Source organism: Capnocytophaga catalasegens (assembly GCF_026005215.1).
GTDB lineage: Bacteria > Bacteroidota > Bacteroidia > Flavobacteriales > Flavobacteriaceae > Capnocytophaga > Capnocytophaga catalasegens.
The window spans coordinates 1-23,457 of the sequence record NZ_BPMA01000054.1; the positions used below are offsets into that span (position 1 = coordinate 1).

Consider the following 23,457-nt stretch of genomic DNA (forward strand, 5'->3'; position numbering starts at 1 on the left):
TTTTCAATTGCCCGATTTCATCGTAAGCATAGCAAATAATTCTCTCAAATGAATTGTTATCTTCGTCCATTCCTTTCCATTCTTTGCAAACAAGTTTATTGTTTTCGTAGGTAAAAAGCTCTATCCAATAGCCATTTTTTTCAAAAATAGAATATATTGAATCGATTTTTCCTTCTTTATAGCTATATTGCTTGATATTTTCAAGCTCTTTTTCATCACTATAATCAAAACGATAACTCGTAATTTGTGTTTTTTCTCTGAAATAGAAAGTTTCATAAAACTTTTCATCAAAACTTGTCATTTGTCGCCCCACAATGATTTCTTCGGAAGCATTTACGCCATATTGTATGGCATACTGACGATTTTTGGTAGGCTCTTCCTTTAATATTTTACCTTTCGAAAACCGATTTTGCTCAAACCAAAACGGATTTAACGAAAAAATATCATTACTTGCCCAAAACCAACGCACTACTTGATTTTCAATATCAGTTTTTAAGGTTTGATAATCATTTTGAGCTTTGTTAAAAAGCTGTTTTAATTCTACAATGTGTTTCATTTTATTATTTTTTCTTTTTTTTTGATGATTCTACTTGCTTTTTTATCTCCTCGAATGAACTTAACTATTTGGAATTAGAAAATCTATATCAATTTAAGTCAATTAAAATGCCTTTATTATAATAAATTTCAATCAAAAAAACAATTATGGCATTATAATAGATTTCGCAAAGATATTTTTTATTCATTAATTAAGATGAATTAATTACCCGAAAATATTTTCAACCAATTAAGACGTGTGAATTACCTCCCTGAACTTCTCTATGTCAATTCACACGTGTGAATTTTCATTCCGAAAGAACTTTCTACAAATTCACACGTGTGAATTTCCATTCCAAAAGAACTTTCTACAAATTAAGACGTGTGAATTGATACTTTTGGGGTTCTTTTTAATGAATTTACCTTGTTAATACTTACCAAACTTCGTATTTTCAGGAACATTCCAATAGTTTTCAAAGTCTTTTTGGGTGATTTCCTCCGTAAAAAATTCGTGATCGGGGTCGGTAAAAGCAAGAACTTCTTTAAGTGTATTGCATTCCAACCAAATGCCGTCTTCGGGTACATTGGAGCGGTCGGCATAGCGTTTTTCGCCATCACGGAATACTTCCACACGCATCACCTCACCCAAATCATCAAACGCCGAAATGTACAAAATCGGAACGTCATCAAGGTTGTGTTTCCAATAGGTTTTTGTATATCTCATTTTTAATTGGTTATTTTTCAATGGTTTCACATTTTCCTGAATCAATCAATTTTTGAAAATTGATTCAAAATATAATTGTACAAAATACAAAAAAACAACTATTTGATTTACAAATAGTTGTTGTAAATGTGGAGTCGGAGAGATTCGAACTCTCGTCCAAACAAGCAATCATAAGGCTTTCTACACGCTTAGTTTTCGATTGATTTTCGATGTTTTGCTGACCGAAAACCACCCACAAAACACTTAGCTTCCTCAAATTAGAATCTTTGGCGGAAGCTAACCTCCGATTCAATGTTGACTTTTATGGTGCCTCTTTAAAAGCCGCCGCCAACAAGGGCTGCTTAGAGACATCTCGCCTCCCTACCTTGTAGAGATGTAGCCAGAAATCTTACTATTATTCAGATTAGGCAGCAAGAGCGTAGTTATTCTCGCCATTTAAATTTTTGAAATAGATATTAACGAGCGTTAATTTCATAGCTCGACGTGCTTACTTTACAATTCTACTCGCTGTCAAAACCAGTCGACCCCTTAATGAATTTTGAGGCAAAAGTATAAAATAAAAATGAACTTATCATCATTTTACTATAAAAATTATAAAAAAATGCTTTTTTATCAAAGGAATGTTTATATTTGCAACTTGAATAAAACGCACAAATGGGGGAGAAAGTAATTCCGTACAAAAATTCAAAACAAAGAAAAAAAGAGCAGGTAACAGGAATGTTTGACACAATTTCGCCGACGTATGATGAACTCAACAGAGTAATGACTATGCGATTAGATATAAATTGGCGAAAAAATGTTCGGAAAGAAATAGCCAAAATAAATCCTCTGAAAATTCTTGACGTTGCTACAGGGACAGGCGATTTGGCTATTGAGCTTACACAAATAGATTTGGCTCATATTACAGGGCTTGACCTCTCGCAAGGAATGCTTGACATTGGTAAGAAAAAAATAGAAAAACAAGGACTTTCACACCGAATAAATCTTACTTTGGGCGATAGCGAAGCCTTGCCTTTTGCTGATAATTGGTTTGATGCGGTGAGTGTGTCGTTTGGCGTGCGCAATTTTGAAAATTTGGAAAAAGGACTTTATGAAATTTATCGTGTATTATGCAATGGAGGGCGATTAGTTGTTTTAGAAACCTCTGTACCTGAGCATTTTCCAGTAAAACAAGGATATTACTTATACACACATTTTATAGTTCCTTTTATGGGAAAATTATTAGCAAAAGATAAAACAGCTTATGCGTATTTGTCAGAGTCGGCTTCTAAGTTTCCTTTCGGGCAACGATTTGCTGATATTTTGACAAAAATAGGATTTTCAAAAGTGCATTTCAAGCCACAAACACTTGGAGTGGCAACCATTTATATTGCAGATAAATAATTGATTATGAGAAAAATAGCTTTTTTGATAGGATTTGGATTTTCGCTAGTTATCAAGGCACAACCTATGATTAACTTAGAATTCTTTGATGATAATCGCTTACAATGGGGATATTACTTTGGTTTAAACACAATTGATTTTAAGTTTGATTATCAAAATTTTGATTATACAAGGACTATTTCTCCTCATCAGATTGATGTCCAGGTAGAAAAGTCTTTAGGTTTCAATGTTGGGCTTACAGGAGATATTCGACTTATAAAATATTTGAATTTACGATTTGAACCTGGGCTTATTTACAATCAACGTAAATTACATTTTGCAGGATTTACCGATGCCCGTGACCAAGTTCGTGAAGTCAATTCAACTTATATTTATTTCCCGTTGTTGTTGAAATATAGTACGAAACGTTGGTACAATTTCAAACCGTATATCACAGCAGGAGCTTCGGCTACTATCAATCTAAGTGCTAATCATAAAATAAGTACGGACAATTCAGAAATGAAATTCCGAATGAAACAACATTCTTTTTTCTACGAAGTAGGCTTTGGAATTGACTTCTATACTGCACATTTTCGCTTTTCACCTTCAATACGAGGTTTATTTTCTATGAGAAATGAACTTATTCCCGATAAAGACCCCAATAGTGGCTGGACAGGAAACCTCAACGGAATTTATACTCGTGGAATTATGCTAAACCTTACTTTTGAATAATTCAATTTAGTTCGATATTGTAAAAAATTTCCCTTGTAACGGACGTACAATACCTTTCATCTCCATCTGAAAAAGAAGATTGGAGAGTTTATGTATTGGTATCTGACAAGCTCGGGCAATATCATCAAGTTGTTGTTTTCCATTGATTTTTAAGTATTCAAAAATAGGTTGTTCATCAGGGGTTAATTCTTCAAAAAGTTTTGGTGTGATAGAAAGTTCTTTTTTATTAAGATTCGTCCAATTCATAGCCGAAAGTAAATCAGAAGCTGAAGTAAGTATTCGTGCTTTGTCTTTACGTATAAGTTCGTTACAACCAATGCTATATGTGTCGGTTACGCGTCCTGGTACGGCAAATACATCTCGTCCATAAGAGAGTGCTATTTCAGCAGTTACTAAACTTCCTCCTTTTTGTGCAGATTCAACAACGATGATTGCTTCGGCAAGTCCAGCAATAATACGATTTCTGCTCAAAAAATTTTTTCTGTCAAACAAGCTATTGTGCCAGAAATCGGAAATAAATCCGCCATTGGCAATCATTTGCTCATAATATTTTTTATGTGAGGCAGGGTATATTGTATCCAATCCGTGAGCTAAACAAGCTATCGTCTGAATACCATTGGCAATGGCTGCTTTGTGTGCTGTAATATCAACTCCGTAGGCATATCCGCTTACAATTACCAAATCTTCTTTCAATGGAGCAAGGTTTTCTATTAGTTTTTCACAAAAACCAATCCCGTAAGTTGTTACTTGTCTTGTACCAACAATACTGATAATATGTTTATTTTTCAGATTGATATTTCCATTATAGAAAAAAAGAATAGGTCCATCTATCGCTTGAGCTAGATTAACCGGATAATCTTTGTCCTGATATGTACAAAAATGAACCTTATTTGTACAAATATATTCCCATTCTTTTTCAGCTTGTTGGCGATATATAGGATTAAACAAATTTGCAATAATTATTTTACCTATACCATCTATTTTTTCTATCAAATGGCGTTTTTCTTTGAAAATATTGGTAGCACTACCAAAGTGTGCAATAAGTTTTTTAGCTGTAATTCCTCCAATATTAGGTGTATTTTGTAGAGTTAGTAAGGCAATAAGTTCTTGTTCGTTCATAATATCAAATTTGACAGCAACAAAGGTATTATTTTTAAATAATTTAGCCAATAGTACAGAAACAAGTCTGTCTATTGGCTAAATATGGTGTGTGACATATTTACTTTTTTGTCTCTCTGCGCTGTACATCAAGCACAGCCATTGTAGCGAGTTGAACGATTTCCTCTACACTTGAATTCATTTGCATAATATGAATAGGCTTTTCTGTTCCAACCAGAATAGGCCCTATCATTTGAGCTGTTTTCAAACCACGTATCATTTTAGAGGAGATATTAGCCGAAACTTGGTCTGGGAAGATAAGCACATTAGCAGGTTCTTGCCCAAGTTTTGAAAATGGATAATACTTTAACATATCTTCATTAAGAGCTACATCGGGTTGGAGTTCTCCATCAACTATCATTTCAGGATTTTCCTTATGAAGTATTTTTACAGCTTCCACCATTTTTTTAGAAAAAGTAGTGCTATTGGTAAAGTTTTCGGTAGAAATCATCGCAATACGTGGCTCTATGGCAAGTGATTTGACCCATTCTTCAACCATTCGGGTTATTTCAACTATTTTTTTGGCATCGGTTTGTTCATTTATTGAAGTATCACACAAGAAAATAGGCGATTTTTTGTTCATCAGAACTATTGTAACTCCCGCCAGTGTTCGTCCATCATTCGTTTCGATAACTGCTTGAATAGGTTTTAGTGTTGATTTAAAACTTTTTGCAAAACCAATAACAAGTGCATCTGCATCACCCATTTGTACCATAAGGGGAGCAAAATACCCACGTTCTTTAACAAAACGTTCTGCCTGATAGCGGGTAATTCCTTTGCGTTCTCCTTTTTTCCAAAGAAAATCAATGTATTTCTTACGATTTTCAGATTGAGAATCTTCGCTTGGGTCAATAATAGGAGCTTCAAGTTCAATTCCATATTTGTTTTTGGCGTATTCTATATCTTTGCGCCAACCAACTAATAATGGTTTTGCAATACCTTCTTGTTCAAGTATTTGAGCTGCTTTAAGAACGTTATATTCTTCGGCATTGACCAAAGCTACTCGTTTAGGATTCAAACGAGCTTTATTCTGTAAAGCTCGAAGAAGTTTATCATCTTTACGTATTCGTTCAATGAGTATTTCTTCGTATTCTTGCCAATCTGTAATGATTTTTTGTGCTACACCACTTTCGATAGCAGCTTTGGCAACAGCCACAGATACACGTACAATAAGACGTTCGTCAAAAGGTTTAGGAATAAAATAATCGGGGCCAAAAGTTAATTTTTTCAAATTGTATGCCATCAGAACAACTTCTGATACAGGTTCTTTGGAAAGGTCAGCAAGAGCGTGAACCGCGCCGAGTTTCATTGCTTCGTTTATTTCAGTAGCTTGAACGTCAAGTGCTCCTCGAAAAATATATGGAAAACCTAATACGTTATTTACTTGGTTAGGGAAATCGCTTCGCCCTGTGGCAATTAGTACATCTTTACGAGTTTTTACAGCCAAATTATAATCAATTTCAGGATTAGGATTTGCTAAAGCGAAAACAATTGGCTTTTCTGACATTTGTAGTAACATATGAGGTGTTAGTACATTAGCCGCAGAAAGTCCTACAAAAACATCTGCACCAATGATAGCCTCTTCAAGTGTGTTTTTGTCTGTATCAATAACAAAAAATTCTTTCTCTTTGGTCAAACCTTCTCTATGCAAATTGATAACTCCTTTGGAGTCACACATTAGCAGATTTTCTTTTTTAAGACCTAATGAAAGATACAATTTGGCACACGATACAGCCGCAGCTCCTGCACCATTGATAACCATTCGTATATCTTCTATCTTTTTTTGAGCCAATTCTAACGCATTGAGCAAAGCTGCCGCTGAAATAATTGCTGTACCATGCTGATCATCATGCATTAGCGGAATAGGTAATTCTTTTTTCAATCGTTCTTCTATATAAAAGGCTTCAGGAGCTTTTATATCTTCTAAGTTAATTCCTCCAAAAGTAGGTGCTATTCCTTTTACAATTTCAATAAATTTGTCAGGGTCTTTTTCATTGATTTCAATATCAAAAACATTGATATCAGCAAAGATTTTGAAAAGTAATCCTTTCCCTTCCATCACGGGTTTAGAGGCTTCTGCACCTATATCTCCCAAGCCTAAAACAGCTGTTCCGTTCGAAATAACAGCTACTAAGTTTCCTTTGCTAGTATAGTCATACACACGTGAGGGTTCTTTATATATCTCCATACAAGGTTCTGCTACACCTGGCGAATAGGCTAACGACAAATCGCGTTGTGTATTGTGAGGTTTCGAAGGAATAACCTCTATTTTGCCCGCAGTAGGTTCTTTGTGATAGTTTAAGGCATCTCTCCTAAGTTGATTTTTCTTGTATTTATCATCCATATTATTCAATATTTATAAAATAACCATTTATTTTTGATTTAAATTAAGGGACAAAGATACAGATTTTTAAAAGAAAGTCGTGAATATTTTGAGAAATTTTATTTATAACCTGTCCATTTTTTTATTAAAAAGAAATGTTGTCATTTCAAATAAAGCTAATTTTATATCATTTCGAGTGAAGTTGAGAAATAATAGTAGAAATATTCAAAAATATTTTTTTGAAATAAAATATAAAGAGCAAATTTGATCAAATTTGCTCTTTACGTATTATGAAGCGGATAGTTTAATTAGTTTGTCAATCGAAACATAATAGGATATGAATAAGTAACGGATACGGGTTCTCCTCGTTGTTTTCCTGGAATAATTCGAGGCAATTTTTCAATAATCCTTTGAGCCTCAGCTTGTAGTATTTGGTCTGAACCACGAGTAGATATAACGGAAATACTTCCATCTTTATTGATACGGAAATTTACATACACACGCCCTTGCAAGCCTAAATTTACTGCATCTTGCGGATATTTAAAATGTTTTTGTACGTGTCTATCTAAGTTTTGTTTAAAACAATCATCTTGTTGTTTGCCTTTTAGTCCTTTACAATTTTCAAACATTGGTTTATCTTCAAGAGCAAAAAAAGGAATATCTTTTAAGGGCTCATCTTCAATAACTTGGATAACAGGTGTGGCAGATACGGGTTCATCAACAAGGGATTCCGTTGGTTGAATATTTGTAATCACATCTTGTCCATTATCAATTTGTTTAATAACATCAATAACCACTTTGGGCGGTTCGGGCTCTGGCATTTTTGGTTGATGTACAATTTCAGGTACATCACATTCGATAATCTTATCAATCTCTTGATAAGTGTAACGAGCGGGCTCATCAAAAGACATTTTGTAATTGATAGCAAATAGGCTAACAGAAGTAGCTACTACCAATCCGACTGTGAAAAATAGTCCTGAATAACGGCTCAAATCTGCTTTTGGATTTTTCTTTGGATTCATAATTTGCACGTTTTAATGTTTAACAAAAATTTTTGAAACAATTTGGTTTTCAACAAAAGAAAAACAACAACTATGCCAAAGTGGAGCCAAGAGCCAATATTATTAGAAAAAAAATTAAGATATGTTATGTTTTTGCAAGGAATTTTTGTTTTTTACTCCGTGATTTCAATGATATTTTGTTCGGAGTCTAAAAATACACTTTCGTAGTAGCCATCTCCTGTTGTTCTGGGTTCTCCTACAATTTTGTAACCATCGTTGCGAAGTTTTTCGGTCAGTTTATCAACATTTTCTTTGTTTCCAACTGAAAAAGCCAAATGCGTAATACCTATTTTTTGATTATTGAAATCATTAAAATTGGCTGTTATTTCTAATTTATTCATCAGTTCCAAGCGAGCTCCGCTTTCAAAAGTTATAAAGTATGAAGTGAAGTTTTTGTTGGGATTGTGGTACTTTTCGCTGGGTGTTCCATTGAAATAGGTTTGGTAAAAGTTTTTCATTTTTTCTAAATCATTTACCCAAAATGCTACGTGTTCAATTTTCATAATTGATTAGGTTAATATTTGTAAATCAAATCGTTATTATTTTATGAGAAAAGAAAAGTTTCAATGAGTTTTACTGAAAAATTAACAAAACTGATTTATTTTATCTACCCGTCTTTGGTGTCTTCCTCCTTCAAAAGAAGTTTTCAAGAAAACTTTGACCATTTCAATAGCCTGTTCTAAGGCTGTAAAGCGAGCAGGAATACTAATTACATTCGCATTGTTATGTAAGCGAGCCAACTCTGCTATTTCCTTATTCCAGCATACGGCACATCTAACTTTGGAGTGTTTATTTACAGACATCGCAATTCCGTTGCCACTTCCGCAAATAACAATACCGAAATCAACGCTATCTTGGTCAATATCATTACCTACTCGGTGGGCAAAGTCAGGATAGTCCGCACTCTGAGGAGTATCTGTCCCGTGATTGATAACTTCAAATCCTTGTTCAGTAAGATACTTGACGATAGCCTCTTTGTAAGCTACTCCTGTGTGGTCATTTCCAATAGAAATTTTCATAAAAAGTTTATTTCCTTTTTAACTAAACTATTTTACATCAAAAACTACACGAAAACCAAGGTTATGGCGAACTTCCTGTGGGGGAGTACTTCGATTGGCTGAGCGCGTATTATGTGCTGTACAGAAGGCGCTTGCCCCACGTCGAACACGAACTTTGCCCTGTGCAGGCCCCGTAGGATTAGTTTGAGCTTCTTTGGAATAGGCTCCATACCAATCGGCTGTCCATTCCCATACATTTCCACTCATATCATAAATTCCCAATTCGTTAGGTTTTTTCTCACCTACGTTATGAAGTCTTCCTCCTGAGTTCTCAGTATACCACCCAGCTTCATTCATATCATTACTTCCTGAGTAAGTATATCCTCTGCTTTTTTTACCTCCACGAGCAGCATATTCCCATTCGGCTTCGGTCGGAATTCTACCACCAACCCACTTAGCATAGGCTTTGGCTCCATTCCAAGTTACGAATCTTACTGGAATTTTTTCATAACCTTTTTTGGGTGTGTAAGTTTTTTCTTGTATATTGAAATCCGTTCCCTGATACCACTTAGAGCCTTCTTCAGTTTGATTGCCTTGGTTAGTCAAAAATTTTGCAAATTGTTCGTTCGTAATCTCATATTTGCTTATTTTGAAACTATTTAGCGTTACTTTGTGTTGTGGTCGTTCGTCTCCATCGCCTATTCCTGCGGGACTTCCCATATCAAATGTTCCTCCTTCAACAAAAGCCAAATCAATATTTTGTGCATTAGCATTCGTATTGGTGCTTGTATTTGAAGAGGGATTCTCTTGCGAGCTATCATTTTTGCTACAACTTATAAGTATCGTCAATACAAATGCAAACGTAGCAACTATGCTATTTTTCAAATAAACGGGACGTTGAACTATATTCTGTATACGTTCAATCAATGTGATATTCTTTTTCATCGTTTTTAATGGTTATGATTTTCAGGAAGCAAAAGTATATTTTTTTTTGAAGAAAAACAAGTTTTTAAAATCCGAGAACAATTTTAGCAATCATAAAATAAATTAAAATTCCAAAAACATCATTACTTGTTGTTATAAAAGGACCTGTAGCGACAGCTGGGTCTATGCCTCTTTTATCTAAAAAAATAGGAATAAATGTACCAATTACTGCGGCGTTGATAATTACGGTAACCAAAGCAATACAAACAGTTAGCGATACAAACCATTCACTACCAAATATAAAATGACTGACTAACATCACAATGAAAGCAATTGCAAGTCCGTTGATAAGCCCAAGTAAAAATTCTTTGAATAATCTGTTCCACAGTTGACCATCAATAGAGTCATTAGCAAGACCTTGTACAATAATAGCCGAAGATTGTACTCCTACATTCCCTGCCGTAGCCTGAATTAGTGGAATGAATATCAATAAGATAGGATAGTTCTGCATTCCTTGCTGGAATCCGTTGATGATACTTGCAGCACCTAACCCTCCAAACATACCTATCAGAAGCCAAGGAAGTCGGGCTTTGGTAAGTTTTAGTATACTATCATCGGCTTCTACGTCTTGGGTAATCCCAGCTGCCATTTGATAGTCTCGTTCGGCTTCTTCTTTGATAACATCAACGATATCATCAATAGTTATACGTCCTACCAATCGTTTGGTCATATCAACCACAGGAATAGCCTCTAAGTCATATTTGGACATAAGACGGGCTACTTCTTCAGAAGTATCGGTAACATATACATAATCAACTTTTGAAATATAAATGTCCTTAATGTGTGATTTGGGGGGCGCGGTAAGTAGGTCTTTGAGTGAGAGGCGTCCTTTGAGTTTTTCATCATCATCAACCACATAGATAGAATGTACGCGTGTAACATATTGAGCTTGTTCGCGCATCTGTTTCATACAATTGTCTACACTCCAATTTTCATTGACTTTGACTAATTCTTTTGCCATAAGTCCTCCAGCAGAATCTTCGTCATAACGGAGCAAATCAACAATATCACGAGCGTGTTCTACGTCATCTATCTGTGAGAGAATTTCGGTTTGTCGTTCTTCGGACAAGTCAGCGATAAGGTCGGCAGCATCATCGGTATCAAGTTCCAAAAGGTCTTGGGCAATTTCTTTGTCTGATAGATTTTCCAATACGTAATCTCGCAAATCGTCATCAAGCTCAGTCATTGCCTCTGAGGCTTTCTCTCGAGAGATAAGACGTAAAACATACGTAGCATCATCAAAACTTAACTCGTGCGTAATTTCAGCAATATCGGCATAGTGAAGTTGTTGTAAATACGTTTTGAGTTCTTCATCTTTATGCTCTTGGATAAGATGTTCGATATGTTCAATTAGTTCGTCTGTAAGTTTAAATGGAAGTATATTACTCATTTTGTAAGGCAATATAAAAAGTTTAAAATAGAATTTCTGCAAAGATACTAAATAATGACAAACAAACCTTAAATCTATCTAAACTTTTTGGATTTGGATTTTTGAATATTCAGATACACTTTACAAACAAAAACTCGGAAGTGATTACTTCCAAGTTTTTGTTTTTTATCTCTCTGACCATTGCTTTACGATATTGACTATATCCATTACATAGTCTTTGTCTGTGGCTCTTCGCATGGCAGGATGCCACGTCCAGATGTAAAGTTTTTTGCCTGTATCATAATACGCATTGCCATATTCTGTATCTTGACGCTCTGCGGTTTCTAAACCTTCAAATAGCTCTTTATGAAAGTATTGCAAAGTGTTTCCAAAAATAACAATATCAGCATCACACATATTGATTTGTTCTTGTAGCAGTTGCTTATCTTTGTAATAAGCCTCTTGTATTTCAGTTCCATTAGCACTACTATCCCCTGGTTCTTTTTTGATATTTATAAAAGCAATATCTTGCAAACAATCATACCCCTTGGCTTCATTACTCCACGGAATATCAGCCCATTCGCTCCCATTTAAAATAGCATAAGAAGTGTATATCAATCTTTTAAGCGTTGGGTTACTTCTACCATAGGTCTCTAACCAATCTTTACGCTTGTAGTTTTCAATAACACTCCACGAAGAATCTATGGAATTTGCCTCTTTGAGTATCCATAAAATACGATACTTCGCTTTGAGATACCTCTCTGGGTTGATGATTCCATCAATCACACGCGAGGCATTTCTTTCCTTAGCATTTTGGTCTATTTTACGAGCCAAACGCTCATTTTCTTGAATTAGTTTTTCTAATGTTTTCATTTTAACTATTACATTCGTTGATAATATCTGTTATGGTTTTTCCATTTTCTACCTTATCAAATGTTCTTTCAGTAACAAATAGAATAATCTCTGTAATAAATTCTTGTGTTTTTTGTTGCAAAGTTTTCTTTCCTTTCAAAACATCTTCAAAATCCTCCAAACTAATTTTTCAGAGATGGTGTAGATTCTCAAAAAATCTTTATTTTCTCCTTTTGTTGTATAACGATATGCGCGATATTGCGAGTTGTTATAAGCCGACCAAAACGCCAAGTACAAATTACTTCCCCATTGACTAATTCGTAACCAAACTCCTGTATTATTTCCTACTTTCCACCAAAGAACATTCCCTTCCACTTCCATTGAATGCAGAAACTCTTTACTTTTTTCTTTAAGCTATGTATCTATTGTTTCGATGAAATTTTTCTTATTGAGCGATGGTAAGATTTTTTCTTCCATTTTTTTTAAAAAGAGCATAGTCTAAACTAAAACCTTTTAAATCTCCTAATGAATTTTCTGAACCACTTTTTAATTCTCTTAACTTTTCATCGTAGATAGTGTATCTACCATTTTTTAAAATGACATTTGAAATCATAACTTTATTATTTTTAATTACCCCTACTCTATTGGCTTTTCGGGTTACGCCTTATTATTGTATGGGTTTTATATTGTTTGCATACTCTTTCCAACCCTCAGCAGCTTTGTAAGCACTTACACTACCTACTGGAACATAAATAGTTACATTTCCACTTGCTCCTCTAAACATATTATTATTCCGTGCTAACTTGGGTGGATTTATAGCTTCTACTTTTATTGATATTAATGAAGTACAATCTTCAAACAATTCATCTCCTAAACCTTTTATACTATTAGGCAATGTAATTGTTTGTAATGATTTGCAATAAGAAAATGCTTCATCATCTATGGTAACGATAGAATTCGGTAAATTTATTTCAGTTAAATTATTACATCTTTGAAAAGTTCTTTTATCAATATGTACTAAACTATTAGGAATTGTAACAGAAGTTAACGAACTACAATTATAAAAAGCTGAATATTCTATTTTTGTTACACTATTAGGGATTGTAATAGAAGTTAAAGCTGTGCAATTATTAAATGCATAGTAACCTATATTTTTCACACTATTTGGAATTTCAATAGAAGCTAACGAACTACAATCATAAAAAGCTGAATTACCTATTTTTGTTACACTATTAGGGATTGTAATAGAAGTTAAAGCTGTGCAATTATTAAACCCAGCGACAGTTTTAATACTATTAGGAATTGAAACAGAAGTTAAAGCTGTACAATAATTAAACATACCAGAATCCATTTCGGTTATTCCATAAGGAATATTTATTGTTTTCAAAGAAGTACAATATTCAAACGCATTGTACCCTATTTTTGTTACAGTATTAGGAATATCAATTTGCTCCACGTGTTTACATCTTGAAAAAGCAGAGGGTTCAATAGTTTTTAATTGTTGTGGTAAAATAATCGAAGTTAGTGTCAGTCGGCTTTCTTCCGAAAAAGCATTAGAACCTATATGTTTTATATCTTTAAGAATCTTATCATTAGGCATATCTATTGTGGTAATTTTAGCATTTTCCCATTTTGCTAATTTTTCACAATTATCTGAAAGTAAATAATCCCCTGTGTTTTCAATTACCTTTACTTCATATTCTTCAAGCATTGTGTTTGTTGTATTATTAGGATATGACAATTCAATAGAAAAAGTTGTTTCTCCTACTGCTAAACTTTTGAATATGAATTTATTATCTAAAATATAAGGTGTTACTGAAATAATATTTTGACTTTCTGTGGTTTGGTGAATTGTAAAATTTCTATCTTTAAAATAAGTGTGCTTATCAAAAATAGTATTAGCTTGCATTACAATTCTTTCCTTTGTCTTGTACACATTAGAATTACCAGTATTTATAGAAGTATCCCAACCTGTACTTTTTTTAGGTCCGTAAGTTCTGTGGTTATCCATATCTATATAAAAATCCCCTTCCTTTCCTATTGAATTATCGGGTACACCCCTCCCTGCGTGAACAGAAATTCCTTCATATATCCCTTTATCCCCTTTCTCGCCAGTATCACCTTTTTCTCCTTGTAATCCTTTTAACGAAATAGGCGTACCCCAACCGTTAGCAGTTTTTGCTCCATAAAGATTGGTTGTTAAGCGGTCAAAATAATAATCGCCAATGTTTCCCAAACCTCTGTCAGGCACTCCATTACCCGTGATAATGACATTTCCATTTTTCCCGTCCTTACCATCTTTTCCATCGACGCCATCACGTCCATCTTTTCCATCCTTGCCATCTACTCCATTGATACCGTCTTTCCCTGCGGGACCTTCTTTGGTACAACCGCCTACTGCCACTGCCAAAACCAGTGCCATTACATACATTACTATTTTCTTCATTGTTATATAAAAATTAAAAGATTCAATAATTAAAAGTTTAATGTTTATTGATGTTCAAGCCCTTGCGATGTTTTACGTTCCTTTGGGCGTATGCAATTGCTCCGCCAATTTACTTTGTTTGGGGGCATCTACTCGCCTCAACCTTCCTTTTGGGCGTATGCAATACGCCCCTAATATTCAATATTCCTCCTTATAAGTCGAGTTACTTTTTTCACCAGTCGAGATACCTTTTTAACAAGTTGAGTTACCTTTTTCATCAGTCGAGATACCTCAAAGGTAAGTCAAGATACCTTTTTAACAAGTTGAGTTACCTTTTTCACCAGTCGAGATACCTCAAAGGTAAGTCAAGATACCTTTTTAACAAGTTGGGTTACCTTTTTAACAAGTCGAGTTACCTTTTTCATCAGTCGAGATACCTCAGAGGTAAGTCGAGTGATGTTATTGGTCAGTTTTCGACTGATTTTCATTGGTTGAGTTATTTCGTTTCCTTTTTGAGCTAAAAAACTGCTTCAATTCGCGATATTTTTGCTCAAAACCAACCGCATTCGCCCCTACGCGCTTCTTATCTCTCTGCCCCGTCACTTCGAGTGATTTGCGTAACGAAGTGGAGCAAATCGTATCGAGAAGTGCTTTACTTTCTTGTTCTCGATACTAATTTTATCTCCGTTTCACTCCGATAAAATGAACTCGAACTGACGAATCCCTTCTTTTTAAATTCAAGGTTTAATGTTTAATGTTCAACGTCGTAGGGGCGAAAAATTTTTCGCCCTCATATTATTCAAGGTTGACGTCCTATCAGGCTGAGCAAAGTCTGCGAAAGCAGAGTATGTGAACGAAGCCCAAAAACGCAAGGCTTCGACTTCGCTCAGCCTGACACATTCTAACATCCTCCTCACAATGTTTTTATATTCCTTTGGGCGTATGCAATACACCCCTACGTGTTCACCTGACATTACGTTCAAACAAAAAAACTCTGCTTGGTTCGAAGATTTTCAAAACCAAACAGAGTTATACTTTAAATATATTATCAAAATTAGTATTGTTGTTTAAGCAAAATTTGTGTTGTGTTGTGTTGTGTTGTGTTGTGTTGTGTTGTGTTGTGTTGTGCCTTGGCACTTACAAAAATACTGATTTTCTGTGTATTACACAAGTTTTTCATTACTTTTTTGAGTTAGTTGGTAGTTTTTATTTATAATAACGTTGCGAATGTAGTATTTATTTTTAAGAATTATAAGCGATATTTGTTAAAATTTACAAATAATCTTTGTAAATATTTTTGTCATCAATATATTGACTATTGGTACGTGTCGCGTAAATGTTTTATTTTCAATGGAACTTGATTCTCATTGCTTATCTGTGGGTGTATAATCTCAATGACCTTCTCTTCGTTGGGCAATAGGTCGAAAAAGTTATCGGAGAATTTTGCTCCTAAGAGTGGTATTTCTATAAATACATTCTTGGCTAAGTGTGAAGAGCGAAGTGTAAGGATACATTTTCCTTGTGTATATGCAATGGAGCTTTCTATTTGCGTCTGAGGCAAATTCATATTTTTAGGCGAAAGAAAAAAGAAATGGTCTTGGGCAATAACCTGATGATTTTGGTCAATTAGCTTTACCTTTACAAAGTGATTTTTCTGTAACTCTATATTGACCAACATATACATTGGTATTGATTTGAGCAATTGTGTGGTATTGGCTTGCAGATTGACAACTTCATTCAATTCTTTGAGAACTTTCCCTGTGAAACTTATCAATTGTATGTTCAAAAATACATTAGTTCTATCTTGTAATTCATCAGAAAAGACATAAAACTCAGTATTTTGGTTTTGTTGATTCTGATACATATCTACCGCAATGGGTGCAAAAGCTTCTCTTGCCTTGTAATGAAGCGCTTTCCAGTTGTTGTAATAATCTATTCCAGCCCACGAAACGACAGGCCAGCTATCATTGAGTTGCCAATAAAGTGATCCCATACAAAAGGGTCGATTGCGCCGATGAGCAAGCATTCCTTTCTTCATTCCTTCGCCCTGCATCACAAGTCCCACATACACAAAGTCTTCAAAATTCTCTACCTGACGATAATACATATCCATATATTCCTTAATAGCATCGTTGCCCGTACTGCTTTTCTGATGGACTTTCATCACTTCAGATTCGATGTCAAAATCTTGTTCTGTGGCAAAAGTTCGGATTGTCTTCATCTCAGGGAAAGCCTGAAAACCAAACTCACTCATAAATCGAGGTACACGCTTATCAAGTATCTCAAATGGCTCTCGACCATACCATACTCCCCAATAATGTGCATCACCAAAGGCAAGCGATTGTGGCCTGCCCCAATTGGCTATATAAGGCGAACTATGAATGTAGCTCTTGGTAGGGTCTGTTTTTTGTAGTAAAGAAGGAAGTAGTTCACGGAAAATCTTCTTATAACCTACCTTAAAACCTTCGTAGGCTTCTTTTGGTACGATACGCTCAAAACCCCAATAGTTGATGCTTTCTTCCACTTCATTATTTCCACACCAAAGGGCAATACAGGCATAATTACGTAAGCGTTTTATGTTATAAATTGCTTCTTGTTCTATGTTTTGCAAGAAATGAGCATCGTAAGGATAAGGTGTACAGGCAAACATAAAATCTTGCCAAACCAAAATCCCATACTTGTCGGCAAGTTCATAAAAATAATCATTTTCGTAAATACCTCCACCCCACACACGTATCATATTCATATTCGCAGCGAGAATATTTTCAAAAAGTCTTTCATAATAGAGACTATCTTGCCTAGTTGTGAGTATTTCGCCAGGGATATAATTCGCTCCTTTGGCAAAAAGAGGTTTATCATTGACCTCAAAGGTAAAAGATTCGCCACGAAGGTCTTTTTCTTGCAGAAGGCGAATGCTTCTGAGTCCTATTTTCTGATGTTTTTTACAAATAAGATGTTTGCCTTCTAAGACTTTCACCGAAAAATCATAACGGTGCTGTTTACCCCACCCCATAGGCATCCAAAGTTTAGGATTTTCAATAAGCATCGGGATAGTAAGTGTGTTTTTCCCTTTGTTCAAAAGAACTTTTTGGTGGTGAGAAAACACCTGTTTATCAATCGTACAACGAACCTCAATAGTAGCATTTATCGGTTGCAAAGCCATGATTTCAATCTGATTTTCTACACTTGCTTTTTGAGCTGTGATATGATTTTGCGCCACGAAATAATCATCAACATACGCCTTATTGAAAAAAAGTAGCTCAACGGGTCTCCATATACCCATTTGGACAATTCGCATTCCCCAATCCCAACCAAAATGATAAGGAGCTTTTCGAGCATATACACTGACTTTTTCCTCTCGGTGATCGTTCATTGCAGGATACTCAAATCCGCTTGCTTCTCGTTGGGGTTTTAGCTTATTTACAGGAGCATAGAAGCGAATCAAAAGGGTATTTTCGCCTTTTCGAAGGAGTTCTTTTACAGGTATTTGATATGCCAAAAACATATTCTCAGTCTCTTGTATTTTCACTCCGTTGAGGTATATATCGGCAAAAGTATCTATTCCTTTAAAGTGAAGTACCGCACTATGGAAGGCTATTTCTTGAGCTGAAAGCGTAAATACTTTCTTGAACTCCCAATCGAAGTTTTCAACCCATTGAAGGTCTTTTTCATTTGTACCATAATAGGGGTCAGGCAAGTGTTGCTTTTCGATAAGGGTATTTTGTACTGAACAAGGCACTTGGGCTTTATACCACTGGTCTTTATCTGCTTGTCTAAAAAGCCAATTATCATTGAGCGAAAGGGTCTTAGAAAAGTTGTTTTGTACCCATCCGTGTGTGTGAGAAAACATAAAAAGTAATAATAAAAGGTTGCTGAAAAGTATTTTTATATCGTTCATTGAGCATATATCTTATAAATAGATTCAATTGTAGTACAATAGCTAAACATCGTAATTGTTCGCCAAGATGCAAAGATATACAAAAAGGATTTTATGACAAAATATAAAACCTTGTTTTCCTATATTGTAGAGAGGAAATCTTATAAAAACAGAACTATAATAATCTTGTTTTTTTGTATGGAATAGTTGTTTTACATTGCGTCTTTTGTCACATCATAGAATTGAATGTTAAACCATAAAATGTTACTTAGATAAAATCTATTTAGATATTTTAATATTCTCTTACCTTTCCATTTCTTGTTATTTAGTTCTTTTTTAGTACCTTTGCCCAATGAATAAAAAAGAAAGTAGTATGGTACGACAAGTAATTATTTTTCTGTCTATTCTAATGAGTACAATGCTTTATGGACAATCTTCACAAGAGATAATACGTCAGAACAATATACAGAAATCGTGGGTAAAAAGTGTTCCTTTTGCAGAAATTCCTTTTACACAAGGTATTGGACAGATTACTGATATTGCCAAAAATCCGCAAAATTCGTTTGAAATGTACGTTGCAACCGCTCATTCGGGCGTTTGGTATAGCAATAATAATGGGGCTAGTTTTGTTCCTTTATTTACTGATGAAATGTCTCAAAATGTATCGGCTATCGCTGTTGATTGGGCAAGTAAAACCCTTTGGGTGGCAACCTCACAGGGCATTTTTTATACCGAAAATACAGGCGAAAAATGGACTTTCGTAGGATTGGCTACACTTAAAAATATACAAAGAATAGTTGCTACTTCTGCTTCAGAAGTTTATTTGAGTGCTTTGGGAGAAGGAGAAAATTCACAACGAGGCATTTTTAAAACTACTGATAAAGGGAAAAATTGGCAACATATTTTCGGACAAGTAGGAGTTACCGATATTACTATCACCTCAAAAAATCCTGAAATTATTTATATAACAGCCTGGGATATAGAAACTTCACCTTTTACAATTATTCCGTTTGGAAAAAAATCAGGCATTTACAAAAGTACGGATAGTGGCGCTACATGGAAACATATTACTGGGCAAAATAGTGGTTTCTTAAAAAATAATGTTGGGCGTATTTCTCTTGCAGCTTTCGATTCAAATCGAATTTATGCATTAGTTGATAATCGTAACAAATTGGTTGGGTATTCATCACAAAATATTTCTATTGAAAAACTTTCTGCACAAGAATTTCTCAATCTTGATAATATACAAATAGAAACTTATTTATGTAGTCATAATTTGCAATCAAAATATTCTGCCGAAAATCTTCGACAAATTATCAGAGCCAAATTGGCAACACCGCTGACATTGGGCAAATATTTAGACGCTGAACCGGAGGTAGTTGGAGCTGAAATATATCTTTCTACCGACGGAGGAACTTCTTGGAAAAAGCAAAATAATCAACCTTTGACCAACGTTTTTTACAATAAAGGATTTGAGGTTAGTGCGCTGGCTGTTCATCCAAAACGTGAAAACGAACTCTATCTCTCGGCAATTCCTTTATTGCGTTCTACCGATGGAGGCAAATCGTGGAAATTGATTAAAGATAATCCGCTCAATAACAAAGTAAAACGCCTTTGGGTTGATGAACAGCAAATTGTTTATGTAAATAATTTAGGTATTTCTCAATCATATGACCAAGGGAAAACATGGCTTACTCAAAACATACCTCAAACCATAGAAGTGTGTGCTTTATCGGTTGGAAATCCTGAAAAACAAACCCTTTTTGCAAGTATTGATAATCTGGGTATTTGGAAATATTCACATTTGTGGCAACAAATAAGTCCCGATAACGGAAAACTTGTTGTTGATACGAATGATAAATGCTATATAGCACAGCCTTTTGGAGAAATTCATTCATTACAAACCAATGAATCTACTTCAATGCCGGCATATGATAAGGGGAAATTGCGTTTTAGCCAGCATACGCCGTTAATTATTTCTCCACAAAATAATGCAATTATTTACACAGGAAGCAATTATTTGCACCAATCGCTCAACGAAGGCAAACAATGGAATACCATTTCGTCTGACCTTACTAACGGAGACAAAGGAGGCAATCAAGCTTATGGAACAATTTCTGCTATTGCCGAATCTCCATTTCAGTTCGGATTACTTTACACAGGGAGTGATGACGGAATGATTTATACAAGCCAAAACGGAGGCGTTTCTTGGCAAATGGTATATAGTTCGTTTCCTGAACCGAATGCTGTTGTATGTCTGACAGCTTCGCAACATCAGAAAAATAGAATCTATGCGGTTCTTAGAAGCCAACAAGGTAAAGCTTTAGTTTTCAAGAGTGAAAATTCGGGAAAAACATGGGATAATATCAAAGCAAACCTACCCGAAGAAAATGCAAATGTTCTTATTGAAGACAATACAAACGAACAACTTTTATATTTAGGAACAGAAAGTGGTTTGTATGTATCGTTTGACCGAGGAGAAAAATGGCATATCTTTCAGAAAAACTTACCTCGTGTTTCTGTCAATCAGATAGTTATCAATCCAAAAACTAATATAATGTATATTGGAACAAAAGGAAGAGGTATTTTCCAAACAGATATACGCCCTTTGAAAGAAATGCGAGCTGCTGTACAAGACCAAGTTTTTTATCCGTTACAAGAAACGTATAGCATTACACATTCTAGCAAATGGGGAAATACTGCCAGTGCTTGGGAACAACCCGAAATACCTACTTTTTATTTTGATGCTTTTGCTTCAAAGGCTACTAACAAAATTGTTGTCAAAATCAGTAAAGAAGGTGTCGTATTAAATACCTTTACTTATACAACACAACAAGGTTTTAATTTTCTGCCATACAATCTGACTCTTTCCGAAGAAGGACGTGTTGCCTACGAAAAGAAAAAACAGAAAGCTATATTTAAAAAAGCAACTGATGGTAATTTCTACTTGCCCAAAGGAACATATCAAGTTTTATTCGAAGGTGATTTAGTCGAAGAAGAACGAATTTTACAGATAAAATAGCTGTTAGTTCTTGAACCATCAAGTGCCATTTTCTCTTACAAAATTATGAAAAAAATCTTTTTTATTTTTTTATTTTAAAAATAGTTTGTACATTTGCACAAAATTAGATAATAGAAATGAATCATATAATTACAAATATCCGTTGGTGGAATTGTTACAATCTCAAACAGAGGAGGTAACAAGATTTTGTATTTGTATAATAAATTGAAAACATATATGAATAAAAGTCATTAGGAACTTCCTGATGACTTTTTTTATTACAATAATATATAAACAAATAAAAAACGATAAAATGAAAAATGTAACATTCAACACCGAAACGGCTATTGAGGTAGCTCCTTTGCAAAAAATGCTTAATTACAACGGAAATTACGGCAAATTCGGAGGTGCTTTTGTACCTGATGTTTTAGCAGCACAATTACAAAAATTGAGTGATTTTTTTGATGAAATCACCAAAACAGAAGCCTTTAAAACAGAATATGTTCAAATTTTGAAAGACTTTGTAGGAAGACCCTCGTCTCTCTATTTGGCTAAAAATCTGAGTAACTATATCGGTTCTAAAATTTATTTAAAACGTGAAGATTTGAACCACACAGGCTCTCACAAAATTAACAATGCCATAGGACAAATTCTATTAGCCAAAAAAATGGGTGTAAAGGAAATTATCGCTGAAACAGGTGCAGGACAACACGGAGTAGCAACAGCAACAGCGTGTGCTTTTTTAGGATTGCCTTGCAAAATTTTTATGGGAGCGGTCGATATGGAACGCCAAGCCTTGAATGTCCGTAGAATGCAGTTGTTGGGCGCTGAAGTAATTGCTTGTACATCAGGAAATCAGACACTTAAAGATGCAGTAGACACCGCCCTTGGGTATTATATTGAAAATCCTGAAAGTTATTATCTATTGGGGTCACAAGTAGGTCCTCATCCATATCCGAAAATGGTTGGTTATTTCCAAAGTATAATTGGTAATGAAGCAAGACAACAAATCTTACAAAAAGAAGGAAAATTGCCCGATAGTATTATTGCTTGTGTTGGTGGAGGTTCTAATGCAATTGGTTTATTTTGTGCTTTTTTAGATGACAAAGAGGTAAAAATATATGGTGCAGAAGGAGGTGGAAAAGATATTAAAAACAATACAGCAGCGACATTAAACTATGGAAAACCTATTATTTTTCAAGGAACATATTCGTATTGCTTAACTGATGATGACAATAATCCGATTGCTTCAAAGTCTATTGCCGCAGGATTAGATTACCCTGGCATAAGTCCACAACACGCATATTTGAAAGATACAAATCGAGCAACTTATTTTTCTGTTACAGACAACCAAGCGATTGAAGCCTATCAACTTTTGTCTCGTTTGGAAGGAATTACACCTGCCATAGAGTCATCACATGCTGTAGCTTTGGCATTGAAACTTATGAAAAATAAAAATCAATTAGTTATTATCAATCTTTCTGGTCGTGGAGACAAGGATGTAGAAAGAAATATGTAATCTCTTTTTTGATAATCATTCTTTTTATTGCAAAAAAAGAATTGATAAATAAATAAAAAGAATTGATAAATTATTGACTCGTAAAATGTAGTAACTTTGCGATAGAATTTGATACGCAAATATTCGGTAATAGAATATTGTTTATTTATTAAATTCACTTTTTATCTTTGGAATAACCATAAAACACCAAAACAATGGATAAAATAAGTTCGTTAAGTTACAAGCAGTACAAGCCTGATAAAAAAAGAAAGATACAAATTCTTAAATTTTTACTTTCAATTGTTTTTGTTTTAAGTTTTTGCTATATTATGCAACCTTTACATGCAAAAACTACTACAAGAAAGTTTGGGTATCAGCAAGCAACTTTTCTGGTAAATTCTTTTGTTTTTGTTTTCAACGAAAATATTGAAAATCAAAAACATATGGGCAGTAAAATGAAATGTACAAAAACAGATAAAACAAAAAAGCCCGAAAAAGCCTTTAAAATAAAGGAATTACACAAAAAAAGCCCGATTTTTTAGGTAAAATGAAATGTACA

Annotated in this window: 22 protein-coding genes, 1 other RNA gene and 1 pseudogene; 6 read left to right on the forward strand and 18 right to left on the reverse strand. The window is 34.5% G+C overall.

Features of this window, described 5'->3' with window-relative positions; translation table 11 throughout:
• From OO775_RS11795 to ssrA, 3 genes and pseudogenes are all read right to left on the reverse strand, one after another.
• Positions 1-556, reverse strand: a pseudogene (locus tag OO775_RS11795) (hypothetical protein); the annotation flags it as partial.
• A gap of 405 nt (positions 557-961) precedes the next feature.
• Entirely contained in the window at positions 962-1,258 is a 297-nt protein-coding gene (locus OO775_RS11800) for a DUF6881 domain-containing protein (protein WP_264847379.1), read from the reverse strand.
• Between the two features lie 126 nt (positions 1,259-1,384).
• Positions 1,385-1,786: a transfer-messenger RNA gene (gene ssrA / locus OO775_RS11805) on the reverse strand.
• 126 nt (positions 1,787-1,912) lie between these two features.
• On the opposite strand from ssrA, the gene ubiE reads away from it, so the two are divergent.
• Together ubiE and porT are read left to right on the forward strand one after the other, a co-directional pair.
• Positions 1,913-2,641: a bifunctional demethylmenaquinone methyltransferase/2-methoxy-6-polyprenyl-1,4-benzoquinol methylase UbiE gene (gene ubiE / locus OO775_RS11810; RefSeq protein ID WP_264847381.1), complete on the forward strand. Its 729-nt coding sequence runs from the start codon at positions 1,913-1,915 to the stop codon at positions 2,639-2,641.
• A gap of 6 nt (positions 2,642-2,647) precedes the next feature.
• The gene (gene porT / locus OO775_RS11815) at positions 2,648-3,352 is read left to right on the forward strand and encodes a type IX secretion/gliding motility protein PorT/SprT (RefSeq protein WP_264847382.1); all 705 of its coding nucleotides are present in this window, start codon (positions 2,648-2,650) and stop codon (positions 3,350-3,352) included.
• A gap of 6 nt (positions 3,353-3,358) precedes the next feature.
• On the opposite strand, the gene dprA is transcribed toward porT, so the two are convergent.
• The 12 genes from dprA to OO775_RS11875 all read right to left on the reverse strand — a co-directional run bounded on the left by dprA (position 3,359) and on the right by OO775_RS11875 (position 14,543).
• Positions 3,359-4,471, reverse strand: a complete 1,113-nt coding sequence (dprA, locus tag OO775_RS11820; RefSeq protein ID WP_264847383.1) for a DNA-processing protein DprA — start codon at positions 4,469-4,471, stop codon at positions 3,359-3,361.
• A 100-nt stretch (positions 4,472-4,571) separates the two neighbouring features.
• Positions 4,572-6,854, reverse strand: a complete 2,283-nt coding sequence (locus OO775_RS11825) for an NADP-dependent malic enzyme (protein ID WP_264847385.1) — start codon at positions 6,852-6,854, stop codon at positions 4,572-4,574.
• 287 nt (positions 6,855-7,141) lie between these two features.
• Positions 7,142-7,855, reverse strand: coding sequence for an energy transducer TonB (locus tag OO775_RS11830; protein WP_264847386.1), 714 nt, complete (start codon positions 7,853-7,855; stop codon positions 7,142-7,144).
• Between the two features lie 152 nt (positions 7,856-8,007).
• Positions 8,008-8,397 carry a VOC family protein gene (locus OO775_RS11835; protein ID WP_264847387.1) on the reverse strand — a complete coding sequence of 130 codons (390 nt, stop codon included), beginning with the start codon at positions 8,395-8,397 and terminating at the stop codon, positions 8,008-8,010.
• Between the two features lie 81 nt (positions 8,398-8,478).
• Positions 8,479-8,913, reverse strand: coding sequence for a ribose 5-phosphate isomerase B (gene rpiB, locus OO775_RS11840; protein WP_264847388.1), 435 nt, complete (start codon positions 8,911-8,913; stop codon positions 8,479-8,481).
• A gap of 27 nt (positions 8,914-8,940) precedes the next feature.
• A complete protein-coding gene (locus OO775_RS11845) occupies positions 8,941-9,837 on the reverse strand; it encodes a formylglycine-generating enzyme family protein (protein WP_264847389.1) in 897 nt (298 codons plus the stop codon).
• A gap of 64 nt (positions 9,838-9,901) precedes the next feature.
• A complete protein-coding gene (mgtE, locus tag OO775_RS11850) occupies positions 9,902-11,257 on the reverse strand; it encodes a magnesium transporter (RefSeq protein ID WP_264847403.1) in 1,356 nt (451 codons plus the stop codon).
• Positions 11,258-11,431: 174 nt separating this feature from the next.
• The gene (locus tag OO775_RS11855; RefSeq protein ID WP_264847390.1) at positions 11,432-12,118 is read right to left on the reverse strand and encodes a hypothetical protein; all 687 of its coding nucleotides are present in this window, start codon (positions 12,116-12,118) and stop codon (positions 11,432-11,434) included.
• 1 nt (position 12,119) lies between these two features.
• A complete protein-coding gene (locus tag OO775_RS11860) occupies positions 12,120-12,257 on the reverse strand; it encodes a hypothetical protein (protein WP_264847391.1) in 138 nt (45 codons plus the stop codon).
• A complete protein-coding gene (locus OO775_RS11865) occupies positions 12,254-12,478 on the reverse strand; it encodes a hypothetical protein (protein ID WP_264847393.1) in 225 nt (74 codons plus the stop codon). The genes OO775_RS11860 and OO775_RS11865 overlap by 4 nt, the downstream gene beginning before the upstream one ends.
• A gap of 64 nt (positions 12,479-12,542) precedes the next feature.
• Positions 12,543-12,710, reverse strand: a complete 168-nt coding sequence (locus OO775_RS11870) for a hypothetical protein (RefSeq protein ID WP_264847394.1) — start codon at positions 12,708-12,710, stop codon at positions 12,543-12,545.
• A gap of 54 nt (positions 12,711-12,764) precedes the next feature.
• Positions 12,765-14,543 (reverse strand): leucine-rich repeat domain-containing protein, encoded by a 1,779-nt coding sequence (locus OO775_RS11875; RefSeq protein ID WP_264847395.1) that lies wholly within the window; start codon positions 14,541-14,543, stop codon positions 12,765-12,767.
• A gap of 40 nt (positions 14,544-14,583) precedes the next feature.
• On the opposite strand from OO775_RS11875, the gene OO775_RS11880 reads away from it, so the two are divergent.
• Positions 14,584-14,739 carry a hypothetical protein gene (locus tag OO775_RS11880; protein WP_264847396.1) on the forward strand — a complete coding sequence of 52 codons (156 nt, stop codon included), beginning with the start codon at positions 14,584-14,586 and terminating at the stop codon, positions 14,737-14,739.
• A gap of 148 nt (positions 14,740-14,887) precedes the next feature.
• Here the strand turns inward: OO775_RS11880 and OO775_RS11885 are convergent, their stop codons facing one another.
• On the reverse strand, positions 14,888-15,010 hold the full coding sequence (locus OO775_RS11885) for a hypothetical protein (protein WP_264847397.1): 123 nt from the start codon (positions 15,008-15,010) through the stop codon (positions 14,888-14,890).
• A gap of 361 nt (positions 15,011-15,371) precedes the next feature.
• Here OO775_RS11885 and OO775_RS11890 point away from each other — a divergent pair, with 361 nt between their 5' ends.
• Entirely contained in the window at positions 15,372-15,593 is a 222-nt protein-coding gene (locus tag OO775_RS11890; RefSeq protein ID WP_264847398.1) for a hypothetical protein, read from the forward strand.
• Here the strand turns inward: OO775_RS11890 and OO775_RS11895 are convergent.
• Both OO775_RS11895 and OO775_RS11900 read right to left on the reverse strand, forming a co-directional pair.
• On the reverse strand, positions 15,577-15,702 hold the full coding sequence (locus OO775_RS11895; protein ID WP_264847399.1) for a hypothetical protein: 126 nt from the start codon (positions 15,700-15,702) through the stop codon (positions 15,577-15,579). The genes OO775_RS11890 and OO775_RS11895 overlap by 17 nt on opposite strands.
• A 135-nt stretch (positions 15,703-15,837) precedes the next feature.
• A complete protein-coding gene (locus OO775_RS11900; protein ID WP_264847400.1) occupies positions 15,838-18,420 on the reverse strand; it encodes a beta-mannosidase in 2,583 nt (860 codons plus the stop codon).
• A 352-nt stretch (positions 18,421-18,772) separates the two neighbouring features.
• Here OO775_RS11900 and OO775_RS11905 point away from each other — a divergent pair, with 352 nt between their 5' ends.
• Together OO775_RS11905 and trpB are read left to right on the forward strand one after the other, a co-directional pair.
• Positions 18,773-21,421: a WD40/YVTN/BNR-like repeat-containing protein gene (locus tag OO775_RS11905; protein WP_264847401.1), complete on the forward strand. Its 2,649-nt coding sequence runs from the start codon at positions 18,773-18,775 to the stop codon at positions 21,419-21,421.
• A gap of 292 nt (positions 21,422-21,713) precedes the next feature.
• Positions 21,714-22,919: a tryptophan synthase subunit beta gene (gene trpB / locus OO775_RS11910; protein ID WP_264847402.1), complete on the forward strand. Its 1,206-nt coding sequence runs from the start codon at positions 21,714-21,716 to the stop codon at positions 22,917-22,919.
• The last annotated feature ends 538 nt before the right edge of the window (positions 22,920-23,457 follow it).

Coding starts and splice junctions, on each gene's coding strand:
- OO775_RS11830 (WP_264847386.1), bottom strand. CDS start 7,855: ATGAATCCAAAGAAAAATCCAAAAGCAGATTTGAGCCGTTATTCAGGA.
- OO775_RS11855 (WP_264847390.1), bottom strand. CDS start 12,118: ATGAAAACATTAGAAAAACTAATTCAAGAAAATGAGCGTTTGGCTCGT.
- OO775_RS11835 (WP_264847387.1), bottom strand. CDS start 8,397: ATGAAAATTGAACACGTAGCATTTTGGGTAAATGATTTAGAAAAAATG.
- OO775_RS11905 (WP_264847401.1), top strand. CDS start 18,773: ATGGTACGACAAGTAATTATTTTTCTGTCTATTCTAATGAGTACAATG.
- OO775_RS11845 (WP_264847389.1), bottom strand. CDS start 9,837: ATGAAAAAGAATATCACATTGATTGAACGTATACAGAATATAGTTCAA.
- porT (WP_264847382.1), top strand. CDS start 2,648: ATGAGAAAAATAGCTTTTTTGATAGGATTTGGATTTTCGCTAGTTATC.
- ubiE (WP_264847381.1), top strand. CDS start 1,913: ATGGGGGAGAAAGTAATTCCGTACAAAAATTCAAAACAAAGAAAAAAA.
- OO775_RS11880 (WP_264847396.1), top strand. CDS start 14,584: ATGTTTATTGATGTTCAAGCCCTTGCGATGTTTTACGTTCCTTTGGGC.
- OO775_RS11870 (WP_264847394.1), bottom strand. CDS start 12,710: ATGATTTCAAATGTCATTTTAAAAAATGGTAGATACACTATCTACGAT.
- trpB (WP_264847402.1), top strand. CDS start 21,714: ATGAAAAATGTAACATTCAACACCGAAACGGCTATTGAGGTAGCTCCT.
- OO775_RS11900 (WP_264847400.1), bottom strand. CDS start 18,420: ATGAACGATATAAAAATACTTTTCAGCAACCTTTTATTATTACTTTTT.
- OO775_RS11875 (WP_264847395.1), bottom strand. CDS start 14,543: ATGAAGAAAATAGTAATGTATGTAATGGCACTGGTTTTGGCAGTGGCA.
- rpiB (WP_264847388.1), bottom strand. CDS start 8,913: ATGAAAATTTCTATTGGAAATGACCACACAGGAGTAGCTTACAAAGAG.
- OO775_RS11895 (WP_264847399.1), bottom strand. CDS start 15,702: ATGAAAAACTTGTGTAATACACAGAAAATCAGTATTTTTGTAAGTGCC.
- dprA (WP_264847383.1), bottom strand. CDS start 4,471: ATGAACGAACAAGAACTTATTGCCTTACTAACTCTACAAAATACACCT.
- OO775_RS11800 (WP_264847379.1), bottom strand. CDS start 1,258: ATGAGATATACAAAAACCTATTGGAAACACAACCTTGATGACGTTCCG.
- OO775_RS11865 (WP_264847393.1), bottom strand. CDS start 12,478: ATGGAAGTGGAAGGGAATGTTCTTTGGTGGAAAGTAGGAAATAATACA.
- OO775_RS11885 (WP_264847397.1), bottom strand. CDS start 15,010: ATGAAAATCAGTCGAAAACTGACCAATAACATCACTCGACTTACCTCT.
- OO775_RS11825 (WP_264847385.1), bottom strand. CDS start 6,854: ATGGATGATAAATACAAGAAAAATCAACTTAGGAGAGATGCCTTAAAC.